This window comes from Enhydrobacter aerosaccus (genome assembly GCF_900167455.1).
Lineage (GTDB): Bacteria > Pseudomonadota > Alphaproteobacteria > Reyranellales > Reyranellaceae > Reyranella > Reyranella aerosaccus.
The window spans coordinates 33,461-57,514 of record NZ_FUWJ01000010.1 but is presented as its reverse complement, the minus strand read 5'-3'; the positions used below and the strand labels follow the sequence as shown (position 1 = coordinate 57,514).

The following is a 24,054-nucleotide window of genomic DNA, read 5'->3' as shown; positions in this document are numbered from 1 at the left end:
TGTCCATCGTCCATCAGGCGGCTTTGGGCTCGACCAGCATGCGTCCCGACATCTCCATGTGCAGCGCATGGCAGAACCACTGGCAGTACCACCAATGCACGCCGGGCCGGTCGGCGGTGAAGGTCACCGAAGCCGTGGCCTGCGGGCCGATCTCCATGGCGATGCCGTAACCCACGATGGTGAAGCCGTGGGTGAGATCCTCGACGTCGTCCATGTTGGTCACGTAGACCGTGACCTCGTCGCCCTGCTTCACGGTGAACTTCTCGAGGCTGTAGTTGGGCGCGATCGAGTGCATGTAGACGCGCACCTTGTTGCCGTCGCGGATGACGTTCGCGGCCTCCTCGAGCTTGACGCCGTCCTTCGCCGCCTGTGCGGTGGCGTCCGCCCACATGGGGTCGTTGCGCTTGTAGATGCTGATCGGATTGATCTTGGAGCGATGCATGATGCAGATGTCATGCGGCTCGGCGAAGCTCGGTCCATCGTGCACGAGCTTCATCTCCTTGCCGGAGATGTCGATCAGCTGGTCGTTCTCCGGCTTCAGCGGCCCGACATTGAGGAACCGGTCCTTGGAGAACTTGTTCAGCGAGATCAGCCAGCGGCCATCCGCCTCCTTGGTCTCGCCCATGCTGGTGTGGTCGTGGCCGGGCTGGTAGTGGACATCCAGCTTCTGGAGGATGGGGTCGATCTTCTCGCCCTTGAAGGCCCGTTTGGCCTTTTCCATGTCCCACTTCACCATCTGGCTGTCGATGAAGGTCGTGGTGTAGGCGTTGCCCTTGCCGTCGAAAGCAGTGTGGAGCGGCCCGAGGCCGACTTCGGGTTCGGCCACGACGACATCCCGCGGCTTGATCTTGTCGTTGAAGAGATCGTCGAACTTGCGCACGTCGAGCAGGCTGACGGTCGGCGACAGCTTGCCGGCGATCGCGACATGGATGCCGTCGGGCGCCGTGTTGCAGCCGTGCGGATTGTTAGAGATCGGGACGTAGCGGGTGTATTTTGAGCCGTGGCGACCGTCCACGACCGGCACGCCCTGCATCTCCTTGTAATCCTTGTCCTTCACCGCCTGCTCGATGCGGGCAATGTTGAAGATCACCACCCAGTCCTGCTCGGCCGATGTCATCTCGGCCGTGGTGACGGCCTTCTCGGAATTGTAGCAGGTGGAGAAGGCGTATTTGCCCTGGTAGTCGGCATCACAGTTGTCGAGATTGCCGTCCACCAGCACCTGCCACGCCACCTTCATCGTGTCGCCGTCGATGGCCGTGAACACCGACCAGTAGTTCTTGGGGTCGTCGAGAACCTTGCCGTCGTTGGGGATCGGGATGATGTGTTCGCTGTTGGCGAAGATGTAGCCGGTGCGCGGGAATTTCTGCGGGCGCATGCCGTGGATGTCCGAGGCGTTCGGCACCTCGATGATCTTGTCGCACTTCATGATGTCGCAGCGGATGCGCGCGACCCGGCAGTTCGCCTTGTCGTTGATGAACACGTAGCGGCCGTCGTAGGTCCCGTCGGTGAAGGACATGTGCGGATGATGCGCGTCGCCGTTGAGGTAGATGCCGCCCCGTGTCTTCAGGAAGTCCCGGGTCTCGGGCAGCAGCCCTTCTGTCAGGATCTTTCGGCTCTCATTGGTCAGGCCCCAGCCCGTGGCGCTGCAGCGGTTGAAGACCGGGATGCGCATCAGCTCGCGCATCGACGGGATGGCGATGATGCGCACTTCGCCGGTCTGGCCGCTGGAGGAGAAGCCGACATATTCGTCGAGATCGCCCGGCCGCACCTCGTTGGTCTGTGGGCGACCTCCCTGCTGCTGTCGCTGCTGGCCCAGCGCCTGTCGCGTGAAGGCCGCCAGTCCCGCTCCGCCGGCGGCACCTGTCGCGCCGGCCAGGGCGGCCGCTTTCGCGGTATGGCCTATGAGCGTCCTGCGCTTCACGCCGGAAGATGACGTGTCGCTGCCGGTCTCCGGATGCCCGGTATCGTCCTTACCCTTGGTCATCGCGTTCTCCTCCAGTGTCTAGTCGGGCGTGGGAATCCGCGTCACCTCACGGAAGGAGAGGAGCCGCGCATGCTCGGACTGGTGATCGCCAGCCGCTTTTCGCGTCGCAGGCGTCTCTGGATCACGACCGGGCACTTGTAGGCGTGGTGGTAAAGCATCTGGCAGTGCAGGCACTGGATGCATTCGTTGGGATTGATGTTCCCTTCCGGATGGATCGACTGCACCGGGCACTCGTGGGCGCAGCGCTGGCACGGATTGCCGCATTCACGATAGCGCCGCAGCCAGTCGAACATGCGCAGCCTGGCGGGGATGGCGAGCGCGGCGCCGAGAGGGCAGAGATAGCGGCAGAAGAAGCGCTCGATGAAGAGACCGGCCGTGAGCAGCACGACCGCGAACAGCACGAACGGCCAGTCGCGTGCGAAGCGCAGCACGATCGCCGTCTTGAAGGGTTCGACCTCGGAAGCCTGCTCGCTGAGCGATAGCGAGTAGAGCGACAGGCCGAACAGAACCAGGAACACGATGTACTTGATCGGCCACAGCCGTTGATGGATGCCGAACGGCACCGTGTATTGCGGGATACGCAGCAAGCGCGCCAGCCGGTTGAGCAACTCCTGGAGCGCGCCGAACGGACAGAGCCAGCCGCAGAAGGCCCCGCGGCCCCAGAACAGCAGCGAGGCCGCAACGGCTGCCCACAGGATGAAGATCAGTGGGTCCATCAGGAAATAATCCCAACGGAAGTCGGTTCGCAGGGCGTTGGCGAAGGTCAGCACGTTGACGACGGAAAGCTGTGCCTGCGCGTACCAGCCGATCCACACCAGGGTGAAGACGAGGAAGCCCAGCCGCACCCGATCGTAAAGGACCGGCCGCCGCACCAGTGCGTCCTGAAAGAAGAAGATGCCGGTGAGCGCCGCCAGCGCGACCAGGAGCGTCGCGATCTCGGGAATGCGACCGCGCCACATGCGGAGCCACAGCGCCTCGTCGAGGCGATCGGTCTGCTCCGCCTTGGCAGGCGTCGTGCCGGTCGCATTGGTGGAGGGCATTGGCGCGGCGGCCGGGATGGCTGCGGCGGGCGTTTCGATGCTGAGATACTTATCGGGCAGCGTATAGGCGACGTCGTAGGTCAGGAACGCCTTGTCGCGCGCCCCCATGGTGCGCTGGACCAGGAGCTTGAGGCGCCAGGGCTGCGCTGGATCGAAGGTCTCCCGATGCGGGATCGCGAAGATCCCGATCTCGCGGAAGTCCGGTGCGCCGGCTGCGGCGATATCGCCGATGCGTCTGTGATTTCGATCGCGAAAGCGAATGATGTTTTCGCCCTGGACCAGTTCGATGCGGTCGAAGATGCCGCCGCGCACATAGCCCGAGCCCTTGAACGAGTAGATGCCGTTGCCGGCCACGAGGATGGCCTGCTGGCCGGGTGACAGGCGCTGCCGCAGCTGCTCGTATTCGCTGTCGCCGAGCAAGCTTCGCCCGATCGCGGGAACGCTTGCTTCCGCGACATAAAGGTCGACGAAGCTGTCGTCCGCCGCGCCCTCCTGCGGATAATCCGCTGCCTTGGCATTCCCGGAGTGGGCGAAGGCCTCGTTGATTTCGCCGACACTGACAGCCAGTCGCCGGACCGATCCATCGCCCAGCAGCACATTCCAATCCTCCGCGCCGCCCTTGTTCGGGTCGACCTTCTTGATGACGCTGGGAGTAGCCGGTTCTCTTGCCGTCGCGGCATTGCCCAGTCCGCGCGATCGCGCGATCTGGATGGAGGACTTGGTGATGGTGTCGCCGATCACCATCATCGTCACAGTGGCGCCGCTCACGATATCGACCGGCGGCCCGCCGCTGGTGACGGAAGGCATCTGGAGGAAATTCAGCCCGACATAGCCATGGATGAAGTTCTCGACCTTCTGCACCGGGATGCCGATGAGAACGATGGGCTCATGGTGTTCGACCAGCTTGGCGCCGACGATCTTTCCCGACAGGTCGATGCCGATGACGATATTGATCGGTCGTCCCGAATAGCCCGTCGCATTGACGATATCGGCGTTGAGAAAGACATAACCCAGCAGCGTCGATCCGTTATAGGCCGCCGTGGCGGGAAGTTTGCCCTCTATCGGGCCAAGATGGTCGGCACCCGGAAAGATATCCGCGAGAGGCGCCGACTGGAGATACTGGGCCAGATGCGATGACTGCGCCTTTGCTGGCGGACAAAGACAAACGCAGCATGCCAACAAGGCAAGAAGAGCGGCGACAGCCGTGTCGATCTTGAGCGCACGCATCGGCACCTGCGATAGTTGACGAAGGCTCGTGTCGTGTTCTTAGTCTCGATGCGTAGCGTTGCTCTGTGATTCCATCATGTCAAACCAAGCATAGAGACGACGAGTCGCGATAACCTCACGAAGATCAGGGAGTTCGGACGTGGACCGAACATATCGTGCAACGATATTAAGAGCTGAACCCAATATCAAGGTCGAGTCTGTTAACGCTCTGATGGCGATCGCAGTTGCAATGGAGGAGGAGGCGGGACGCCGCTACTGTCAGATTGGGGAGCGGATGCGCCTGCAAGGCGAACGGTCGCTATTCGAGCTGTTCACCTTTCTTGCCGGCATCGAGGACAAGCATGCGGCGCAGATCCGCGAGCGTTCGCAAAGCATTGGCGGCCGCTTGCCCGAGGGTGTGGCCGTTGGCTGGGATCTCCCCGAGGGCTTCCAGGAAGAGGAGGGACGCTCTTATCTGCTTACACCGTACTCGGCGCTCGCCATTGCCGTTCGCAACGAGGACCGCGCCTTCGCCTTTTATGCATATCTGGCTGCCCATGCGCAGGACCGGGGCATTCGCGAAGCAGCGGAGGAGCTGGCGAAGGACGAACTGGACCATGCCGCCTTGCTGCGTCGCGAACGACGCAAGGCGTGGCGAACTCATCCGCGGGCTGAAGCCGTCGAAGCCCGCGATCTGGGTGTCTTTCTGGCGTATGTGTCGGCAATCGAGAGCGCGGCCGCCAGAGCCCATCGCGACCTATCGAAGCAGCTGGCGCAACAAGGTCGGCAGTTCGAGGCGACTATCTTCGAAGAAGCGGCGCGCAGCGAAGAGCACTGCGCGCGCGAGGCCGTCGACAGAGGCGCTCTGCGTCCAATTGCCATCTTCGATACACCGTCCGCGGAAACTATCCGCGATGGTCTCCGTTTGCTGGAATATGCCTTCGATCAGTATGCGGAGACCGCCGAACGGACCCAGGACGAACGGGTGCTGGCGGCGGCGCAGGACTTCCAGCGCCAGGCGTTGCAGCGTCTGTCTTATGCGCAAGGGGCCTTGGGTGGCGTAAGTGAAACGAAGGCGGACCGAGGAGAAAGATAATGCGACTGAGAACAGGTATGATGCTGGCGTTGCTCGTCCTTGCATCGACTCCCGCAGCCTTCGCCCAGGACAAGCACGAGGCCGAGGAAGGCGAGAAGCTGTTCAAGCGCGTTTGCTTCACCTGTCACACGAGCGAGGCCGGGAAGAACAAGATCGGCCCGTCCCTGTTCGGCGTTGTCGGCCGCAAGGCCGGTACCGAGGCCGGCTTCAATTATTCTTCGGCGATGAAAGAGTCGAACATCACGTGGAACGCGGATTCGATCGATCAGTACCTGACCGATCCGAAGAAATTCGTTCCCGGCAACAAGATGGCCTATGCCGGCGTGAAGAAGGCCGAGGAGCGCAAGGAGATCATCTCCTATCTCAGCACGCTGCATTGACCCTTGATCTGATGCCGCCCGTGCCTGCTCAGGAGCGGGCGCGGGCTGAAGGCCATTTCGGCAGGCAGAGCAGGGGCGCATAGAGTCCGGCGAAGCCGAGGAATGCCGTCGCCCAGGCGAACGCAGCGATATGCAGCAGTGTCACCGTGCCGGTCGCTGAAATCGCGGCTGCGATGCGCGCGATCGCAGCCAGCAACACGATCCCATAGACCGCTTCCAGCGCCGGGGAAGCCTGCAGCGGTCGTCCGGTATGGCCAAGGCTTGCCCGGCTCATGACGGCCAGGGTCATGATGCCGATCGCTCCGACGGTCCAGGCGTGAATGCCGGCACTGGGCGGGACGATCCCGAACGCCGACAGTGCGTTGAGCACGAAGCCCAGCGGCACGAAGGCAAATCCCACATGCAGAACCAGGACGAGCCGATCGGCGACCGTGCGGTCGCCGGCCCAGCGCCCAAGGCGGACGGCGTTGATCACGCCAGCGCCCACGAGGGTGATGCCCGTGACGGTGCCGTCCGGTAAGGCGATCCACAGCAGCAGCGCCGCGACGCTCAAGATCATGCAGGCGATATCGAAGCGGTCGAACGAGGCGGGCAAGCGGCCTGGCTCGCGCCGCGTCAGCCAGTTTCGCGTGAAGCTCGGAACGATGCGACCGCCAATGACCATGATGAGGGTGAGGACGAATGCCAGTCCGGCGCGTGTCGCGTACTGCGCCAATCCGGCGTAATGAGCCTCGAGATGGAAGGCGAGGTTGGCGAGGGCGAGCAATACGAGAAGCGCCACTACCTTGAGATTGCGCCAGTTCTTGCCTGCGGCGATCTCGCGCATGAAGGCCGCGGCCATCAGGGTGAGGAAAGCGACATCGGTCAGCATCGCCGCGAGCCAGCCGATCTCCGCCGAAAGCGCCACTGCCATACGGCCGGCGATCCAGACGAGCATCAGCACGAGCAGCGGTCTTCCCTGAAGGGGCAGCCTGCCTGTCCAATTGGGGATCGCTGTCAGCAGGAAACCGGCGATGATTGCCGCGACGTAGCCGAACAGCATCTCGTGCACATGCCAGTCGCGCGGCGAGAAAGCCGTGGTCATCGACAGTTCGCCATAGAACATCGGTAACCAGGCGAGCACTTCGAGGCCGGCCCATACGGAGCCGAGCAGAAAGAAGGGGCGGAACCCGTAAGAGAGCAGGGCCGGCCCGGTGTATGGTCGAAGACGCGGGATCTGAGCCATTGAGAGCTACTAGCGACAATCGCCGATCATTGTTTTGATCTGGCGTAATGCGTCTCGACGTCAAGAGCGCATCAAGAGCGGAACATTGTCCCTTATCTCATTATTGTCTTCCGGCCTCGTTCGCGCGCGCGGTAGGCACTGGCAAGGCGGCCATTGCGGTCCTCGAACAGATCGGGCCCGCCGGCTTCAGCGAGCAGAGACTGTTCGAGTTCGTGGTGCGGGCGCGCGCTGCCATCGGCCATCAGATGCTCGACCATCGCGCCCCGTTCTGCCAATCGCCGCGACACGAGGAGCGTTCGATGGCAATCGAGCGGCTCCTTTTCCGCGCACATCAGGCACAGGGTCGTCGTCGCGCTGCGGGCGATGAGGCGGTCGAGCGCGACGATGAACTCCGGCCGCGCCGCCAAAGTGTCGTAGCTGCCACCTCCGCTCGGCTTGCCGCCCAGGGCCTCGCCTTGCCAGAGATAGTCGATGCCGGCATCGGCCAGAGAACTGGCCAGCTTTTCGCGGCCGAATTGCGGGAAGCGGCGCGAGTAGGGCGTCGAGCGTACATCGACCAACAGCTCGACCTCGCCTGTCTTCAGCAGGCCAAGGAAGCGCTCGATCGGATGGTTGGAATGGCCGATGGTCTTGATCATGGCCGCAGTCGGCGCACGAGGTCGATGAAGGCAAGCGTCGCCGCGGAGCGCTCGTCGCGCCGACAGGCCAGGTTGAGGGGAATCCTGAGCGGCGGTTTGCCCTGCAGCGGCCGATAGGTGACGCCCTCAAGCGGCAGCCGGCTGAGCGAGGCGGGCACGATGGTGATGCCCAGTCCTGCGGCCACGAGATTCAGTGTCGAGACGATGCGGGGCGCCTCCTGGTCCACGTGAGGGCTGAAGCCGGCGGCGCTGCAGGCGGCAATGATGACGTCGTACAGGCCGCGACCGTCGGGCCGTCGATAGAGAATGAAGGTCTCGTCGGCCAGGTCCTTCAATGTGACGCGCGAACGTTTGGCCAAGGGGTGCCGCGCCGGGAAGGCGACGGCAGTCTCCTCATGGAGCAGGGCATGCACGTCGATGCCCTGAGGGTCGACGAGACCCGATCGGATGAAGGCGATGTCGAGTCGTTCGTCGCGCAACGCGCTCACGAGTTCGGCCGAGCTACTCTCCTCCAGAACGAAGGAGATGTCGGGGCGATTCTGGCGGAATTCGCGGATCGCGCGGGCGACCAGCGGGTGGAAGGGCGCCGAGGTCGTGAAGCCCACGGCAATGCGGCCGGCCTCGCCGCGGGCGGTTCTCCGGGCCCGGATCTTGGCGCTTTCGGCTTGCGCCAGGATCGCTTCCGCGTCGGCCAGGAAGCAGCGGCCGGCATCGGTCAACGTCACGCCGCGCGGGTGGCGCAGGAACAAGGGGGCATCAATTTCGCGCTCAAGAGCGCGGATCTGCTGCGACAGCGGCGGCTGCTGGATGTGGAGCTTCTCCGCCGCCCGGGTGATGTGGCCTTCGCGGGCAACGGCGACGAAGTAGCGGAGATGGCGCAGTTCCATGGCAAATGTCCGATGGCGTCAGCGATGGACGAGCATATCCAATTCATATGGTAAGTGCATATGACATATATTTGAAGACTGAAAGAGTGACGCTTAGCGTCCTGCGGATGACGCCCTTCCTCGCCCTCGCTCTTTCCCTCCTGATGATCGGCACCGCCTTTCTGTCGGGCATCTTCGGCATGGCCGGAGGGCTGATCCTGATCGGCGTGCTTCTGACTTTGTTCCCGGTGCCGACCGCCATGGTCCTTCACGCGGTGACGCAGATGGCCTCCAATGGCTGGCGAACAGTTCTGTGGTGGCGGCATGTCGGCTGGTCGAGCCTGGTCTTCTACGTGGCCGGCTGTTTGATCTCCGTCGGTCTGTGGTCGATCACCCTTTATGTTCCTGACAAGCCGATGGCGCTGCTCCTGCTCGGGCTGTCGCCGTTTGTGATCCGGGCCATGCCGGAGCGTATCCTGCCGCGCCGGTTCGGCCCGCTGCAGGTGGCGATCACAGGGCTGCTGTCGATGGCGCTGATGCTCGTGACCGGCGTCACCGGTCCGCTGCTGGACACGATGTTCCTGCGCTCGCCGCTCGACCGCAAGCGCATCATCGCCACCAAGGCGGCGTGCCAGGTGTTCGGCCATGGCTTCAAGCTGTTCTACTTCGGCGCCCTCATCGAGCAGGCGGGCGAGATCCCGCCCTGGTTTCTGGGCGTCGCCGTGACCTCGTCGATCATCGGCACCTCGCTGGGCCGATTCCTGCTCGAGCGGCTGACCGACACGCAGTTCCGTGTCTGGTCGAACCGGCTGATCACGGCGCTGGCCAGCTACTATGTCGGCTACGGCTTGGTTCTGCTGGTGGGCATCGCCTAAGATGGTGCGTGTCCAATGTTCCTCCAGACTTCCGTGAGCTGACGGAAGCCACCGGTTTTGCCGCGGCCAACGGACCGTGGTTCGAGAAGATCGAGAACGGTCGCGCCATTCGCGGTTTCCGACCGGGCCCCCAGCATGCCAATGCCCTCGGCATCGTGCATGGCGGCATGCTGGCCGCCTTTCTCGATTCGGCGATGGGCACTGCCGTCTGGCATGTCCTGAAACGCCGCGCCGTCACCATTCGCCTGTCGATCGATTACCTTGGGCCGGGACGCCTCGGCGAGTGGCTCCAGGCCGAGGGCGAGGTGGTTGGACACGACGAGCATATGGCACAGGTGCGCGGCCGGCTTTATGGTCCGCGCCACGACGTGCTGGCCAGCGTGGGGTCGTTCGCCCTCCTGAGCCGCCATCGCACGGTGAATGTCCGGAGTTAGCGTCTTGCTCGTCGACAATCCTCCTCAAGGTTTCCTGCGTATCGATTTCGATCGCGGTCTCCCTGATCCCACTTTCAACAGCCATGTGGGGCCCCTCTATGCAAAGCGCGGCGAGAAGGGCACGGCGGACGAGTTCGTCCTGGGCTTCCGCGTGCGACCGCATATGTGCAATCCCGCCGGCGGCCTGCATGGCGGCATGATGATGACCGTCGCCGACCTTGTGGGCACGATGGGCGCCGGCACGCTCGCCGGTATCCGCAAGTTCCTGCCGACAGTGAACATGACGTTCGATTTCGTGGCTCCGGCCAAAGTGGGCGATTGGGTCGAGGGTCGTGCCGAGCTGGTGCGTGTCACACGTTCCCTGATTTTCAGCACCATCTACCTGACGGTCGGTGAGGAGAAGATCCTGCGCGCGTCGGCCATCGCCAAGATTCCCTCCGGCGAAGGGCCTGCCTTCGGCAAAGCCAGGCTGGAACGGACTCCGGCGTGACCACCAAGCCGGCCGCGTCTATCGGGGCCTTGTTGCCGCGCGGTCCAGGACATCAGTTCGTCTTCTACGGCGATTCCTGCTCGGGCATTGCCGGCGCGCCTCACGAGAAGACGTTTGCATCGGTCAACGCCATCATCCGCCGTCTCGATCCCCGTCCCGAGTTCGTCTTGTTTCTGGGTGACGAAATTGCGGGGCTGAGCGCGAATCCGAATGCGCTGCGAGCGCAGTGGCACCATTGGCTCGACCAGGAAATGGGCTGGCTGGATCGCCAGGCGATTCCGCTGTGGAACTGCACGAGCAACCATACGACCTACGACTCGATGAGCGAGGCGGTGTTCGCCGAGATGCTGGGACATCTGCCGCGCAACGGCCCGCCTGGACAGGAAGGCCTCTCCTACTGGGTGCGGCGTGGCGACTTGCTGCTCGTCTTCGTCCATACCGCGTGGTCGGGCCTGGGCGGCGAGGGGCATGTCGAGACGGTGTGGCTGCGGGACGTGCTGCACCGTCACCGTGACGCCCGCCACAAGCTGGTCGTCGGCCATCACCCGGTTCATGCCATCAACGGCTTCTCCGGCGCCTATCAGCGCGAGATCGGGCCGGAGCATGCCGGTGCGTTCTGGGACACGCTCGTCGACGGTGGCGTGCTCGCTTATCTGTGCAGCCATATCCTCGCCTTCGACGTCCAGGTGCATCGCGGCGTGCTGCAGATCTGCACCGCGGGTGCCGGCACGGCGCATCGCATGCCCGAAGGCGTCGAGTATCTTCACTGTGTGCAGGCCGCGCTCGACGACAGGGGATTGCGCTATCAGGTCCTCGATGTCGATGGCACGGTACGGGAGCGGCTTTCGTGGCCTCTTCAAAGTCCGGGTCTCTCAACATGGGCCGCGCTGTCTCCGGGAACGAGCACGGCCTCCTTCACGGGCAGATTGGATGCCGATCGGATCGTTGGCTTTCGCTTCAAGGGCCACGCTGCCGCCACCGGCGAGGGGACGGCGCAGACTTTATTCTGCGGCCATGACCTCGAGGGCAATACGCCGATCTGGATCGGGCTGCGCGGCGTCGACCAGCGACTGACTGTGATCATCGGCCCGGAAGCCCGCCGTAGCCCGCACTACTGGCATGGGCCTGCGATCGCGCCGGACAGCTCCTTCGATCTCACCCTCCTTGTCCACACAGGGATGGGCCCCGGTGGCCTCTTGCTCAGGGCCGGCAATGACGAGAAATGGTCGTCGCTCGCCGCTGCCTCGGCTTGGGGCGCCGAGCGGTTGGCTTGGCCGACATGCTGGGGTGTTGGCTCTGGTGCGAAAGGGCCGAAAGACCAGCCCTTCCGTGGCACAGGCCTGGCTGTTTCCTTCTGTTCCTAACGATGGTGCCCGCTCACCATGGGTGCTCGGGGTAATAGCGCTTCATCAGGCGCGCCGTGTATCCGACGAGATTGTCGTACCGCTGCGCCTTGCGTCGCAACGACGAGTCGAAGAAGGGCGTCAGGATCCCTGCCACCTCGGCAAAGGCCGTGGCATCGACACCGCTCGGCCGGTCGCCCATCAGATAGGGCTTGTCGTCGAGCCAGAATGACAGCGCCTGGAGCGAACGATCGCCCAGCTCCGCGGTCTCATCCGGTGCATGGCGCGCCATGCCCTGGGCCTTCAGGGCAGCCGTCACGCGCGCCAGCACTTCCTCGTGCGCCGCCGGAGGAATCAGCAGAGCACCTGGGCCCTTGGCGAAATTCTCTGGCACCAGCCATCGCGCATAGATCATGGCGGTATGGAGATGGTTCTCGATCATGCGCTCGAGCATCCACGCCTCGGCGCGCTGGCGAGCATCGAGACCGGCGTCGAGATCGATTCCGTATTTTGTCTCGATGTGTGTACGGATAAAGGTCGAATCGGCGATGCGCGCGCCATCGTCCGCGATGAAGGGAAGTTGACCCTTGGGCGATGCGTCCGGCCGCGACCGTTCCTTGATATAAGGGAGGCCGGCCATTTTGAGCTGTACTTCCGTCTTCGTGACGAAGGGACTGACCTCAGGGAGGCCGAATCCCGGCCCGAAGCCGTAGAGGGTGATGGTCGAGGGCATGTGAGTGTCTCCGTGTCGAGGAACCACTTGCCTAATCCACCCCTGCTGCCAACGTGGTGGCAGCAGCCGAGACCATCATGAGACGAGCCGACCGACTCTTTCAGATCATCCAGATCCTGCGCCGTGCCTCGCGCCGGCCGGTCACCGCCGACGCAATTGCGCGCGAGCTGGAGACGTCGAAGCGGACCGTCTATCGCGACATCGCCGATTTGATCGGCCAGCGTGTGCCGATCCGTGGCGAGGCGGGTACGGGCTATCAGCTCGACAAGGGCTACGACATGCCGCCCCTCATGCTGACAGCGGACGAAATCGAAGCGGCGGTGCTGGGTGCGCAGTGGGTGGCCGGACGCGCGGATCCTGTATTGGCTCGGGCGGCCGAGGATTTGATCGCCAAGATCGCCGCGACGGTGCCCGAGCGGCTACGCCCCTATGTCATGGAGCCCGCCTCGCGGGCTCCGCCAGCCTGGGGCATTCCGCCGGACGGCCTCGACCTTGCCCGAACCCGGGCGCAGATCCATGCCGGCCGTAAGATGCTGCTCCACTATCGCGATGAGCAGGGACGATCGAGTCGGCGCACGGTTTGGCCCGTCGCCGTCGGCTATTTCCAGGCTGTGCGGCTCCTGATTGCCTGGTGTGAACTGCGACGGGATTTCCGCAGCTTCCGCACCGACCGGATCGAGGAGGCACATTTTCCCGAGGAAAAGTTTCCCGAACGTCCCGCCGTGCTGCGCGCCAAGTGGCGCAAGCATGCATTAAAGCGACGCGCCGAAATGACTGTTGAGGGCTCGACGTCCTGAATCCGTGAGACGGACGGTTCGGCCGCGCCGCATGCGCTGCGCCCAGCCGCGCTTGAAGAAGGTATCGGCGATCGCCGCGCCAAGCGCGCCCGAGATATGCGGCCGTCGCTCGCTCCAATCGAGGCACTGGCGCGCGAAATGCCGGGAGTGGGCGGCCTTGGCCCCCTCGACGTCGATTCCGAGGCGTTGGCAGAACAGCTCTCCTGACTGCGTCAGCTGCCAGTCGTGCTGGCCTTCGGGTTCGAGATGGCCATGCTGCGTCAGGGAATCGGTCACCGCGAGGCCGACCTGGCCGGCAAGATGATCGTAACAGGAGCGGCAGAAGCGCAGATCCGGATCACGCCGCCACGCCGCATGCTTCGACGCCGGAGGCGCTTGCGTGCCGGCCAGCGCCATCAGGGACTCCATGGCATGCGCCACGTCGCCGGAGGCCAGCCGGTAGAAGCGGTTGCGGCCCTGGGCCCGCGCCGCGAGCAGGTTGGCCTCGAGCAGGCGGCCGAGGTGACCGGATGCGGTCTGCGGTGTGACCCCCGCAGCGAGGGCCAACTCGGAGGCCGTATGGGCGCGGCCATCCATCAGCAGCGACAGCATGGCGGCGCGTGCGGGATCGCCCATGAGGGCGGCGATCTCTGACAGGGCGTTCACGGTAACCATCGACAGAATTTAAGCCCTCGCGCGTGGTCCTGCCATGTTCAATCATTCGGTCTCGGCCGAAGGGTTCCGCTGAGGATCAACGCCACTTGGGATTGGCGATCGCGATCTTGTCGGCGACGGTTGCCTCGAGATGCGCCATCACCGCTGCATCCCGTTCGTCGCGCTCGCCGGTGCGCAGTTGGCGGGCAAGCTCGCGGTTGAGCGTGTCCAGCGTTCCGTCCTGCCCAAGCAGTTGGGTCAGCCGGTCGCGCTCGCGCGCATCGGCAGAGGGTCCGAGGCGAACCTCGCGCTCGAGGATGGCGAGGGCGTTCACGGCCACGCGCATCTGGAAACCCAGTCTCGGTTCCAACCGGTCGAGCACGGGCGTCGCTTCCTCGCGCAGGAAATCGGCGATCGCGGTCAGCAGCTCCGAAGCGGTCGGCCTGTCCTGAGCCATGGTTCAGCTCCCCGATTTCAGCAACTGGAGCAGATCGACCTCGGTCTCGACGGCCCGCCGGCCAATGGCGGCATGCTCCATCGACCGGATCGATCCGGAAAGATGTTTCCAGGCCTGGTTCAGGCAGATGATTCCCCAATGGACGGTGCCGAAGACTTCCCACCAATGAGCCCGGGTCGCATCGACCTTGCGGCCACCGGCGCGCTCATAAGCCGTCCAAAGGTCTTGGCGTGTGCCGAAGCCCGCGGCCGGCTTGTCGATGGCGCCAAAGCGCCAGCTCTTGACGCAGAGCCATCCCAGATCCTCGAGGGGATCGCCGAGATGGGCGAGTTCCCAGTCCAGGATGGCGGTCACCCCGGATTCGTCGACGAGATAATTGCCGGTCCGATAGTCGCCATGTACGAGCACCGGCTGTTCGAGCGGCGGCGGCTTGCGACGATCGAGCCAGGAAAGCGCCAGTTCGAATACCGGCTGCGGATGGCCCAGCAGATCGAGCGAGTGACGCAAACCGGCGATGTGGTCGGCCGCCTCGCGTCGCTTGAGGGGGGGCAGGCTGGCAAGATCGGTCGCGTGGATCGCGGCCGCGATCGCGCCCAGCTGACCGGTGATGCGGGTGCGTGCCGCCGTATAAGGAGGGTCGCGCAACAGCTTGCGTGCGATGGCGGTGCCGGCAACGCGGCGCATGACGTAGGCGTCGCCCAGACCGTCGTCGGCCGTCAGCTCGAACAGCGGCTCGGGCGCGCGCACACCGCCGCGATAGGCCGCCTGCAGAACGCGAAATTCAGTCGCACGATCAATGGCCACGGATTGCTCCCGGTCGGTTTTGCCCCGGGCAGGCGGGTCGCGACGCAGGATCAAGGAGTGGTGTTGGCCCTCGACGATCGCATCGAAGCTCCAAGTCTGCCGCGACGCGCCGCCGGATTGGCGCGAAAGCCCTTCTATCGTTGCCGCTGCGCGAAAATGGCGGGTTGTGGCCTCGGCCAAGGCCGACCGCACCTGATCCGCTTCGCTTTGCATATGAACGGTCATTCAGCAGACTGTGGCACAGAGCCCGCCACGTGGTAAGAGGGCGCGCCACCAACCAGGAGACAGTAGACGTGACGCAGCCCTTCGAGGCGATGAACGGCCTCTATCTCGAGGATCTCAAGGTCGGCCAGTCGGCCATGTACGGCCGCACCGTGACCGAGGCCGACATTGCTGCGTTCGCCGGCGTCTCCGGCGACACCAACCCGATCCACGTGCACGAGGGCTTCGCGCGCACCACGCGCTTCGGTCAGCGCATCGCCCATGGCATGCTGAGCGGCAGCTATATCTCGACGGTGATCGGCACCAAGCTGCCCGGTCCCGGCGCCGTCTACCTGTCGCAGACCATGAACTTCATGGCGCCGGTCATCATCGGCGACACCATCACTGCGGTCGCGACCATCACTGCGATCGACGACAAGCGTCGGCGGGTCACGCTCAAGACCCAGTGCATCAACGGCGACAAGGTGGTGATCGACGGCGAGGCCATCGTTCTCGTGCCGCGTCGCGACGCCGTACGACCTCCGGCATGATCCCCGTCTTCGATCACTGGCGCCACGTTCCGGCGGCGTCGCAGAACGGCGTGGTCGCGCTCGGCAATTTCGACGGCGTGCATCGCGGTCATCAGGCACTGGTGCAGCACGCCGTGGAACAGGCAAAGGTCTTGGGCGTGCCGATGGTGGCGCTCACCTTCGAACCGCATCCGCGTCGCTTTTTCGTGCCGGACACCGCCCCCTTTCGACTTACGCTGTCTCCCGCCAAGGTTCGGCTTCTGGAGCAGTGCGGCGTGCAGGCAGTGCTGGAGCAACGCTTCGACGAAGCCTTTGCCAGCCTGTCGGCGGATGCCTTTGTCGACGATGTGCTGCTGGCAGGTCTTGGCGTGCGCCATGTCGTGTGCGGCTACGACTTCACTTTCGGCGCCCGCCGCGGTGGCAATGTCGAGAAGCTGCGCAAGCGCGGGCGCGAGCGCGGCTTTGCCGTCACGGTCCTGGAGCCGGTGATGCGCGAGGGCGAGATCTACTCATCGACGCGGATCCGCGAGGCGTTGCGTGCGGGCTGGGCCAGCGAGGCGGCGGAGCTTCTGGGCCGGCAGTGGGAAATCGAGGGCATCGTCGAACATGGCGATCAGCGCGGCCGGGCCATCGGCTTTCCGACGGCGAACGTGGCGCTCGGGGAGCATCTGCGACCGCGTTTCGGCGTCTATGCGGTGAGGGCGCTGATCGACGGCAAGTGGATCGATGGTGTCGCCAATCTCGGCAAGCGACCGACGATCGGGAAACTCCAGGAGAACTTCGAAGTGAATTTGTTCGATTTCTCCGGCGATCTCTATGGCAAGGTGTTGCGCGTTGCCCTGGTGGAGTTCATCCGGCCGGAGATGAAGTTTTCCGGGCTGGAACAGCTCAAGGCGCAGATCGCCGCCGATGGCCAGGCGGCGCGATCGATTCTTGCCAACGGAAAGCCGGCTGGCTGATCAGCCGGCATCACGCGGCAATCCTGCAAGCAGGCCGGCGCCCGTCTCCTCGAGCAGGTCCTTGAAGACGGGTGATGCAGGACCGGCCGATACCCATTCGGCATAGGCCAGCCAAACCTTGGCTCCGCGGCGCCGGGCGATCGCGCCGGCTTCCTCGGCTGTGGCGATGGCGCGGGCAGTGAATCCCGCCTTCAATTGCACATGGGCAAGATCGGCCAGCATGCGGGCTTCGTTCTCGAGTGCGATATGCCGCCGTCTGGCGAAGTGCAGAGCTTCGCTCAGACTCGTCGTCGCGCCAGCAAGGTCCCCGCGCATGGACTGCGCCACGCCTACATAGGCCCGGCCATAGGCCATGAGATAAGGGTTGCCGGAGCCCTCTCCCAACTTCTGGTTCAGCAGGCTGTGTTCGGCGGCAAGAGACTCGTCGTTCAGTCCCCAGGCGATGTCGATCATGATGCCGTGCGCAAGCATGCGGTGGAGGCTATCGACCGACTGTCCGCTGCCGATCAATTCCATGGCGAGATCGCGCGCTTCGTCGAAGCGGCCCATCATCGCCAGGATCTGGCCGCGCATGCCCTTGACCCAGACAGGCACCTTGAAGCCGAGCGTCTCCTGGTCCTGGGCTTCGACCCTGTCGACACCGGCCAACGCGACATCATTGTCCTCGAGTGCGGCCCGCAGATCGCCCGCCTGCTTCAACGCATGGCAACGGATCGCCGTCAGTACGACGGTGAGTCCGGCATGCTTCTGCCGATCGAGCAGGCCAAGCGCTTCGTTGACCTTCGTTACGTAGTCTTTGGCCGAGCCGGTGCTCGCCAAGGCGCGCCCGTAGGCCGCGGTGAGTAGCGTGATCGCCCGCATGTCGCGCAGCGAGGTCGCGATGTCCAACGCCTCCAGATAGTAGGGCTCGACCTCCGAGGCGGTCAGGCCCTCCCGCCAACCCAGATTGACGATCTGGCCGTTCGCCATCAGCAGCGGATAGCGGGCCGCGCCGTCGAGCTTGAGGCTGGCGAGCAGACGACGCGTCCGTTTCCAGGCGTCGAGTGCCTGGCCGGGATCGCGCGTGCCATGCCAGATGGCCGCTTTGAAGGTGTAGGAAGCCGCCATCGCGGTATTGCCTGCCTCTTCGAAGTGGTAGGCGAGGAAGGCGGCCTGGGCGCCGTTCGGATCGGGCAGCGACTTCTCGAGTTCGGCCGCGACCGCGGCATGGAGATGCCGCCGACGGTCCGACACCAGGGAATGGTAGACGACCTCCTGCACCATCGGATGCTTGAAGGCGAAGCCGCCTGCCACTGCGCCGCCGCTCTCGTAGATCAGGCCGGCGCTCGACAGCCGGCGCAAGGCGCCGTTCACCAGTGCATCCTGGATGTGTGTGACCCGGGCCAGAACGGCGGCCACGAATTCGCGGCCGATGACGGCGGCAGTCTGCAGCAACGTGCGCTCCAGTTCCGGGCGGTCGTCCACTCTCGCGCTCACGATCGCCTGCACGTTATCGGGGATGATCCTGATGTCGGGAATCCGCACCAGACGATAATGGCCCGGGCCGCCCACGAGATGGCCGCTTTCCTCGAACTTGCGCACCAGCTCTTCGATGAAGAAGGGATTGCCGCGGGCGCGATCGGCAACGAGAGAAAGGAGAGGCTCGACCGACTCGTCGCCTCCAAGCATGTCCTCGGCGAGCGCGCCGGCAGCGGCGTGACGCAGCGGGGCAAGAGAAATCTGATCGTAGTGGTCGCCCCGCATCCAGGATGCGGAGTAGCCGGGGCGGAAATTGACCAGCAGAAGGAGGCGGGTTCCCGTCAAAGTCTCGGCCAGCACTTCGATCAGCGATTCGCTGCCGCTATCCATGAAATGCAGGTCTTCGAACAGGATCACGGCGGGTGCATCGCGGCTCGCCAGCCGCGCCAGCTGTCGCAACAAGCCGTTAAGCCGGTCCCGGCGAGCCGCGGGATCGGGCTTCTCCGTCGCTGCCCCTTCGGACAGGCCGAGAAAATCGAGGAGCAGGGGCAATTCGACCACAAGTTCCGGGCCGAGGCCCTGCAGTGTGGCGGCGATCTTCTGGCGGGCGCGAGCAGGATCGTCCTCAGCGGAAATCTCGAAGAAGGCCTTGGCGAGATCGATCATGGGCTCGAACGGCGTCGCGCGACTGTGCGCGACGGCGCGGCCCTCGAGAATGCGTACTCCCATCGCCCGGCAACGCTCGGTGAACTCGAAGCACAGGCGGCTCTTGCCGATTCCCGCTTCGCCAACGATGCCGATCGCGCAGCCCTCGCCCTCGATCGCACGATCGAGGCCGCGCTGGAGAAGCTCGAGTTCGCGTTCCCGGCCGACGAAGGTCGACCGTCTCGCCTCGACGGCGAAGCGGGAGGCGGCGCGTCCCTTTCGCAATCCGGTGAGCAGGAACACCTCCAGCGGGTTGGCCAGGCCACGGATCGCCTGCTTGCCCATCGGTTCGATGGAAATGTACTGCCGCGCGCTCTTCATCGTCGCCAGGGACACGACGATGCCGCCGGGCGGCGCGAGACTCTCCAGTCGGCTGGCAATGTGGACGGTGATGCCGGTGGCGTCGAACTCGGTCGAGAAATCGGTCGCGACCGTACGGGCCAGGACTTCGCCCGAATGGATGCCGACTCGCACCTGAAATGGCTCGGCCGCGAGCGCTTTCACCATCGATTGCAGGGCGAACGCGGCGTAACACGCGCGTACGGCGTGATCCTCTTGCGGTCTGGGCGCGCCGAACAGGGCCATGACGCCGTCGCCCTGAACCCGTACGACAGCGCCCTCGTACTGCCGCACCGCGGCTTGCATCGCCTCGATCGCGGGGGCTAGGCGCTTTGCGGCTTCCTCGGGATCGAGCGAGGCAATCAGTTCAGTCGAGCCGGAGACATCGGCGAACAGGACGGTCGTCTGCCGGAGTGCCGCTTCCTTCGGACCGATGGCGCGAGGAGGCGGCGGGCTCGCGTCGAGAGCGATGCCGCATTGTCCGCAATAATGTGCAGTCGGCAGATTGTTGGCGCTGCACGAAGGGCAGGTTCGCCAGAGCGCCACGCCACACTCGATGCAGAAGCGCGCATTCGATGCATTGGCGGTATCGCAGTTTGGGCAGCGCATGGCCGGCGAACTCGCTGTTGCTGTCGCAGCATCCTCTTCTCGTAAGATCCGGCTGCCGACAGGGATAATTGGCAGGCGGCGTTCAGCTCTTGCCCTTCTTGCGCGCGCTCATCCTCTTCTTGATGGCAGCACGCACGACGGCGGCTGTCGGCGTTGCGATCGTGATCACTGCTGAGTAGGTGCCGTCAGGATTGGAGATCTTCGACTCCGTGATGCTGATGGGCATGCTCGCCTTGGGCACGACGGTGAAATACATCTCGACGCACTTGTTGCTACGGTCGAGGTGTTTGTGGAAACAGGCCCTCACCGCCGTGGTGGTATCGAGATCGTCCAGCCACTTGAACCACTTCTTGCCGACGGTGCTGCCATAGCCGGCGCCCGGATAAATTCCGTTCTGGCCGGCAATGGAGGAGAGCGTAGCGCCCCCTTGAGCCAAAGGACCGAACAGGGCGCGCATGCCCGGCTTCTTCCAGTAGTCGATGCTGTCGGCGTTGAACGCGTTATTGACCTTGGCGTTCATCTCCGTCGTTGCGGCTGTGTTGAAGTACATGCCCATTGTCGCCCCCCATTCGGCGGTGTGATCCGTACCCCGACAACAAATTAGCATGTATCGTGCGATCACAAAACCGGAGCAGGCAGGAACGTGCCGATGAGTTCCGCCACGAGACTTCGTCGGAGTCGCTCCGACTTCTCGGCCGATCGGGTTCCAATATGGCAGGGCCCGAGGTTCCGCCGCCTTGACCCTCCGCACCCCCATCCCTAGATTGCCGGCCCCATGGTCATCAGGGTCCCTCGGGAGCGAATTATCGGCCCGGTCCGCGTGTAGCGGCCGGGTTGGTTTTGATGCCTCCGTGCCGGAATGTCCTGGCACGTTTCCTTGCCCGAACCCCATGAGTTCGTTGTGACAACCGACTATAAATCCAGCGTCTTCCTGCCCAAGACCGATTTCCCCATGCGCGGCGGGCTGCCCAAGAAGGAGCCCGAACTCCTGAAGCGTTGGGCAGACATGAAGCTGTTCGACCGGCTGCGCGCCGAGAGCAAGGGCCGGACGAAGTTCGTCCTGCACGACGGCCCGCCTTATGCCAACGGCAACCTCCATATCGGCCATGCGCTCAACAAGATCCTGAAGGACCTGATCACCCGCAGCCAGCAAATGCTGGGCAAGGACAGTCATTACGTCCCGGGCTGGGACTGCCACGGTCTGCCCATCGAATGGAAGATCGAGGAGGAATACCGGGCCAAGAAGAAGGACAAGGATCAGGTTCCGGTGGTCGAGTTCCGCCGCCAGTGCCGGGCCTTTGCCGATCACTGGATCGGTGTCCAGCGCGAGGAGTTCAAGCGGCTCGGCGTCGAAGGAGACTGGGACCACTACTACTCGACGATGAAGTACGAGTCCGAAGCCGTCATCGTGAAGGAGCTCGGCAAGTTCCTGATGAATGGCGGGCTGTACAAGGGCTCGAAGGCGGTCCTGTGGAGTGTGGTCGAGAAGACCGCACTGGCCGAGGCGGAGATCGAGTATCACGACCACGTTTCCGATACGGTCCATGTCCGCTTCCCGGTCGTGAAATCCAAGGATGGCCGGTTCGACGACGCGTCGGTCGTGATCTGGACCACGACTCCCTGGACCATGCCGGGCAATCGGGCGCTCGCCTACGGACCGGAGATCGCCTACGCGCTGGTCGAGGTCGAGGCAGTTGGTGAAGGCAGCCGCGCCAAGGTTGGCGAGAAGATGTTGCTGGCCAAGGACCTCGTGGGCGCCGTCGGCCAGGCCGCCAATTTCACCCCTAGAATCCTGACCGACGTATCGGCCACGGATCTGGAAGGCCTGATCGCGGCCCATCCCCTGCGCGGGCAAGGCTTCGATTTCGATGTCCGCCTGCTGCCGGCCGACTTCGTGACCGCCGATGCGGGCACGGGCTTTGTGCATATTGCGCCGGGCCATGGCGCCGACGACTACGATCTCGGCGTCGCCAACGGCATCGAGGTGCCCGACACAGTGGCCGAGGATGGCAGCTACTATCCGCATGTGCCGCTGTTCGCCGGGCTGCAGGTCTATACTTCGGCGGGAAAGAAGGGGCCGGCCAATAGGGCCGTCACCGAGGTGCTGGACAAGGCCGGCAAGCTGCTGGCGGCAGGCCGCATCTCGCACAGCTATCCGCACTCCTGGCGTTCCAAGGCGCCGGTGATCTTCCGCAACGCGCCGCAATGGTTCATCGCCATGGACAAGCCGATCGCCGAGATCGGCGGCACCTTGCGCGAGAAAGCCCTGGCGGCCATCGACGCGACGCGCTTCGTGCCGCGCGCGGGCTACAACCGCCTGCGCAGCATGATCGAGACGCGGCCGGATTGGTGCGTCTCGCGCCAGCGCGCCTGGGGCGTGCCGATCGCGGTCTTCGTCGACAAGAAGACGGGCGAACCGCTGCGTGATCCCGAGGTCATGGAGCGCGTGGTCGAGTCGTTCCGGGCCGAAGGCGCCGATGCCTGGTTCGACAGCCCGCCCGAGCGTTTCCTGGGCAACAAGTACAAGGCGGCCGACTTCGAGCAGGTGCGGGACATCCTCGATGTCTGGTTCGATTCGGGCAGCACCCATGCCTTCACGCTCGAAGGCAATCCCGACCTCAAGTGGCCGGCGGACCTCTATCTCGAAGGCTCCGACCAGCATCGCGGCTGGTTCCATTCATCCTTGCTGGAAAGCTGCGGCACGCGTGGACGTGCGCCCTACGATGGCGTCCTGACCCACGGCTTCACGCTCGACGAGCAAGGGCGGAAGATGTCGAAGTCGCTGGGCAACATCACTGCGCCGCAGGCCGTGTGCGACCAGTACGGCGCCGATATCCTGCGGCTCTGGGTCGTGGGCACCGACTACACGGAAGACCAGCGCATCGGTCCGGAGATCCTGAAGCATCAGGCCGAGGCCTATCGTCGCCTGCGCAATACCCTGCGCTATCTCCTCGGTAGTCTCGACGGTTTCTCGGCGGTCGAGAAAGTCGACTTCGTGCAACTGCCGGAGCTGGAGCGCTGGGTACTGCATCGCTTGGCAGAGCTCGATGCGATGTTCCGGCCGGCGGTCGACGATTTCGACTTCCACAAGATCGCCACCGAGCTGCACAATTTCTGCGCGGTCGACCTTTCGGCCTTCTATTTCGACATCCGCAAGGATGCCATCTACTGCGATGCGCCGACGACGTTGCGACGCCGTGCCGCTCGGACAGTGATGGCGGAGCTCTTTTCCTTCCTGACGGCATGGCTTGCACCGATCACGTGCTTCACCGCCGAAGAAGCGTGGCTGGCGCGGCCCGCCGACGTGCCGGACGGGGGTGCCGACAGCGTTCACTTGCGGCTCTATCCCCAGATCCCCAACACCTGGCTCGATGGGGAGCTCGGCGAAAAGTGGAAGACGGTGCGGGCACTGCGCCGCGTTGTCACCGGCGCGTTGGAACTCGAGCGTGCCGAGAAGCGCATCGGCTCCAGCCTGCAGGCGGCCCCGCATGTCCATGCGGCGCCTGAATATCAGGCGGCGCTCAAGGGACTCGATCTTGCCGAGATCTGCATCACCTCGGGTGGCGATCTGGTGGCGGGCGAGGCACCAGCCGGCGCGTTCACCTTGTCGGACGTACCCGGCGTCGCGGTCGTGCCAGCGTTGGCGCATGGCGAAAAATGCGCCCGGTGCTGGCAGGTGTTGCCGGAAGTGGGCAAGTCGGCCAAGCACCCCCTGCTGTGCCAACGCTGCGAGGCGGCGGTCGAAGGATGAGGCGCTCATGAGGTCCCTGGATCGCCAGGCGATGACCCTGGTCGCGCTCACCGTGATCGCCGACCAGATCTCCAAAGAACTGTTGTTGCGCTACCTCTTGAAGGTAGGCGCCATGCTGCCGGTGATCGACGGATTCTTTCAGCTCGTCGTGGTCTGGAATCGCGGCGTCAGCTTCGGCCTGATGAGCGGCGATACCGCCCTGCCGCCCTGGGTCCTGTCCGGTGTCGCCGTGATCGTCTGCATCGGCCTGTTCATATGGCTGCGACGAACCGACCGCCCGCTCACAGGATGGGGTATCGGCCTTGTCATGGGCGGTGCCATCGGCAATGTTATCGACCGTGCACGTTGGGGAGCGGTTTTCGATTTCGCCGATTTTCATGTGCATGAATGGCATTGGCCGGCCTTCAACGTCGCCGACTCGGCGATCGTCGTGGGTGTCGGGCTGATGTTGATCGATTCCCTGATCGGCGAAAGAAGACCGGCGCCCTGATACGGCCATCA

The 24,054-nt window shown here is 64.2% G+C and carries 22 protein-coding genes; 11 read left to right on the top strand and 11 right to left on the bottom strand.

What is annotated here, in order from left to right; translation table 11 throughout:
• Positions 1–13: 13 nt before the first annotated feature.
• Positions 14–1,984: a TAT-dependent nitrous-oxide reductase gene (nosZ, locus tag B5D62_RS25560; protein ID WP_085936887.1), complete on the bottom strand. Its 1,971-nt coding sequence runs from the start codon at positions 1,982–1,984 to the stop codon at positions 14–16.
• A gap of 41 nt (positions 1,985–2,025) precedes the next feature.
• Positions 2,026–4,251: a NosR/NirI family protein gene (locus B5D62_RS25555; RefSeq protein WP_085936886.1), complete on the bottom strand. Its 2,226-nt coding sequence runs from the start codon at positions 4,249–4,251 to the stop codon at positions 2,026–2,028.
• A gap of 139 nt (positions 4,252–4,390) precedes the next feature.
• Between B5D62_RS25555 and B5D62_RS25550 the strand changes: the two genes are divergently transcribed.
• The gene (locus tag B5D62_RS25550) at positions 4,391–5,326 is read left to right on the top strand and encodes a ferritin-like domain-containing protein (RefSeq protein ID WP_218191312.1); all 936 of its coding nucleotides are present in this window, start codon (positions 4,391–4,393) and stop codon (positions 5,324–5,326) included.
• Positions 5,326–5,706: a c-type cytochrome gene (locus tag B5D62_RS25545; RefSeq protein ID WP_085936884.1), complete on the top strand. Its 381-nt coding sequence runs from the start codon at positions 5,326–5,328 to the stop codon at positions 5,704–5,706. The genes B5D62_RS25550 and B5D62_RS25545 overlap by 1 nt, the downstream gene beginning before the upstream one ends.
• Before the next feature lie 28 nt (positions 5,707–5,734).
• Here B5D62_RS25545 and B5D62_RS25540 read toward each other — a convergent pair whose 3' ends face one another.
• From B5D62_RS25540 to B5D62_RS25530, 3 genes are all read right to left on the bottom strand, one after another.
• Complete coding sequence (locus B5D62_RS25540) at positions 5,735–6,931, bottom strand: NnrS family protein (protein WP_085936883.1); 1,197 nt, start codon at positions 6,929–6,931, stop codon at positions 5,735–5,737.
• 92 nt (positions 6,932–7,023) lie between these two features.
• Entirely contained in the window at positions 7,024–7,569 is a 546-nt protein-coding gene (locus tag B5D62_RS25535) for a DUF488 domain-containing protein (protein ID WP_085936882.1), read from the bottom strand.
• The gene (locus tag B5D62_RS25530) at positions 7,566–8,456 is read right to left on the bottom strand and encodes a LysR family transcriptional regulator (RefSeq protein ID WP_139374091.1); all 891 of its coding nucleotides are present in this window, start codon (positions 8,454–8,456) and stop codon (positions 7,566–7,568) included. The genes B5D62_RS25535 and B5D62_RS25530 overlap by 4 nt, the downstream gene beginning before the upstream one ends.
• 107 nt (positions 8,457–8,563) lie before the next feature.
• Here B5D62_RS25530 and B5D62_RS25525 point away from each other — a divergent pair, with 107 nt between their 5' ends.
• From B5D62_RS25525 to B5D62_RS25510, 4 genes are read left to right on the top strand one after another with little or no spacing between them, the layout of a single operon-like run.
• Positions 8,564–9,310 carry a sulfite exporter TauE/SafE family protein gene (locus B5D62_RS25525; RefSeq protein WP_085936881.1) on the top strand — a complete coding sequence of 249 codons (747 nt, stop codon included), beginning with the start codon at positions 8,564–8,566 and terminating at the stop codon, positions 9,308–9,310.
• Positions 9,311–9,318: 8 nt separating this feature from the next.
• A complete protein-coding gene (locus B5D62_RS25520; protein WP_085936880.1) occupies positions 9,319–9,744 on the top strand; it encodes a PaaI family thioesterase in 426 nt (141 codons plus the stop codon).
• 4 nt (positions 9,745–9,748) lie between these two features.
• Positions 9,749–10,234, top strand: a complete 486-nt coding sequence (locus B5D62_RS25515) for a PaaI family thioesterase (RefSeq protein WP_170921131.1) — start codon at positions 9,749–9,751, stop codon at positions 10,232–10,234.
• The gene (locus B5D62_RS25510; protein ID WP_218191310.1) at positions 10,231–11,598 is read left to right on the top strand and encodes a metallophosphoesterase family protein; all 1,368 of its coding nucleotides are present in this window, start codon (positions 10,231–10,233) and stop codon (positions 11,596–11,598) included. The genes B5D62_RS25515 and B5D62_RS25510 overlap by 4 nt, the downstream gene beginning before the upstream one ends.
• A 13-nt stretch (positions 11,599–11,611) precedes the next feature.
• Here the strand turns inward: B5D62_RS25510 and B5D62_RS25505 are convergent, their stop codons facing one another.
• A complete protein-coding gene (locus tag B5D62_RS25505) occupies positions 11,612–12,310 on the bottom strand; it encodes a glutathione S-transferase family protein (protein WP_085936878.1) in 699 nt (232 codons plus the stop codon).
• A 77-nt stretch (positions 12,311–12,387) separates the two neighbouring features.
• Here B5D62_RS25505 and B5D62_RS25500 point away from each other — a divergent pair, with 77 nt between their 5' ends.
• Positions 12,388–13,107 carry a helix-turn-helix transcriptional regulator gene (locus B5D62_RS25500; RefSeq protein ID WP_085937029.1) on the top strand — a complete coding sequence of 240 codons (720 nt, stop codon included), beginning with the start codon at positions 12,388–12,390 and terminating at the stop codon, positions 13,105–13,107.
• Here the strand turns inward: B5D62_RS25500 and B5D62_RS25495 are convergent.
• The 3 genes from B5D62_RS25495 to B5D62_RS25485 form a co-directional block, all read right to left on the bottom strand.
• Complete coding sequence (locus B5D62_RS25495; RefSeq protein ID WP_085936877.1) at positions 13,063–13,761, bottom strand: ArsR/SmtB family transcription factor; 699 nt, start codon at positions 13,759–13,761, stop codon at positions 13,063–13,065. The genes B5D62_RS25500 and B5D62_RS25495 overlap by 45 nt on opposite strands.
• Positions 13,762–13,837: 76 nt before the next feature.
• The gene (locus B5D62_RS25490) at positions 13,838–14,197 is read right to left on the bottom strand and encodes a DUF6285 domain-containing protein (RefSeq protein ID WP_085936876.1); all 360 of its coding nucleotides are present in this window, start codon (positions 14,195–14,197) and stop codon (positions 13,838–13,840) included.
• 3 nt (positions 14,198–14,200) lie between these two features.
• Complete coding sequence (locus B5D62_RS25485; RefSeq protein ID WP_231714945.1) at positions 14,201–15,214, bottom strand: phosphotransferase family protein; 1,014 nt, start codon at positions 15,212–15,214, stop codon at positions 14,201–14,203.
• 80 nt (positions 15,215–15,294) lie between these two features.
• Between B5D62_RS25485 and B5D62_RS25480 the strand changes: the two genes are divergently transcribed.
• A complete protein-coding gene (locus B5D62_RS25480; protein WP_231714939.1) occupies positions 15,295–15,753 on the top strand; it encodes a MaoC family dehydratase in 459 nt (152 codons plus the stop codon).
• Positions 15,750–16,691 carry a bifunctional riboflavin kinase/FAD synthetase gene (locus B5D62_RS25475; RefSeq protein ID WP_085936874.1) on the top strand — a complete coding sequence of 314 codons (942 nt, stop codon included), beginning with the start codon at positions 15,750–15,752 and terminating at the stop codon, positions 16,689–16,691. Before B5D62_RS25480 ends, B5D62_RS25475 begins: the two co-directional genes overlap by 4 nt.
• Here the strand turns inward: B5D62_RS25475 and B5D62_RS25470 are convergent, their stop codons facing one another.
• On the bottom strand, positions 16,692–19,802 hold the full coding sequence (locus B5D62_RS25470) for an adenylate/guanylate cyclase domain-containing protein (protein WP_085936873.1): 3,111 nt from the start codon (positions 19,800–19,802) through the stop codon (positions 16,692–16,694). It lies immediately after the preceding gene.
• Positions 19,803–19,884: 82 nt separating this feature from the next.
• Positions 19,885–20,352 (bottom strand): hypothetical protein, encoded by a 468-nt coding sequence (locus B5D62_RS25465; RefSeq protein WP_085936872.1) that lies wholly within the window; start codon positions 20,350–20,352, stop codon positions 19,885–19,887.
• A 309-nt stretch (positions 20,353–20,661) separates the two neighbouring features.
• Here B5D62_RS25465 and ileS point away from each other — a divergent pair, with 309 nt between their 5' ends.
• Both ileS and lspA read left to right on the top strand, forming a co-directional pair.
• Positions 20,662–23,553, top strand: coding sequence for an isoleucine--tRNA ligase (gene ileS / locus B5D62_RS25460; RefSeq protein WP_419188815.1), 2,892 nt, complete (start codon positions 20,662–20,664; stop codon positions 23,551–23,553).
• A gap of 7 nt (positions 23,554–23,560) precedes the next feature.
• Positions 23,561–24,043: a signal peptidase II gene (gene lspA, locus B5D62_RS25455; RefSeq protein WP_231714937.1), complete on the top strand. Its 483-nt coding sequence runs from the start codon at positions 23,561–23,563 to the stop codon at positions 24,041–24,043.
• Positions 24,044–24,054: the final 11 nt, after the last annotated feature.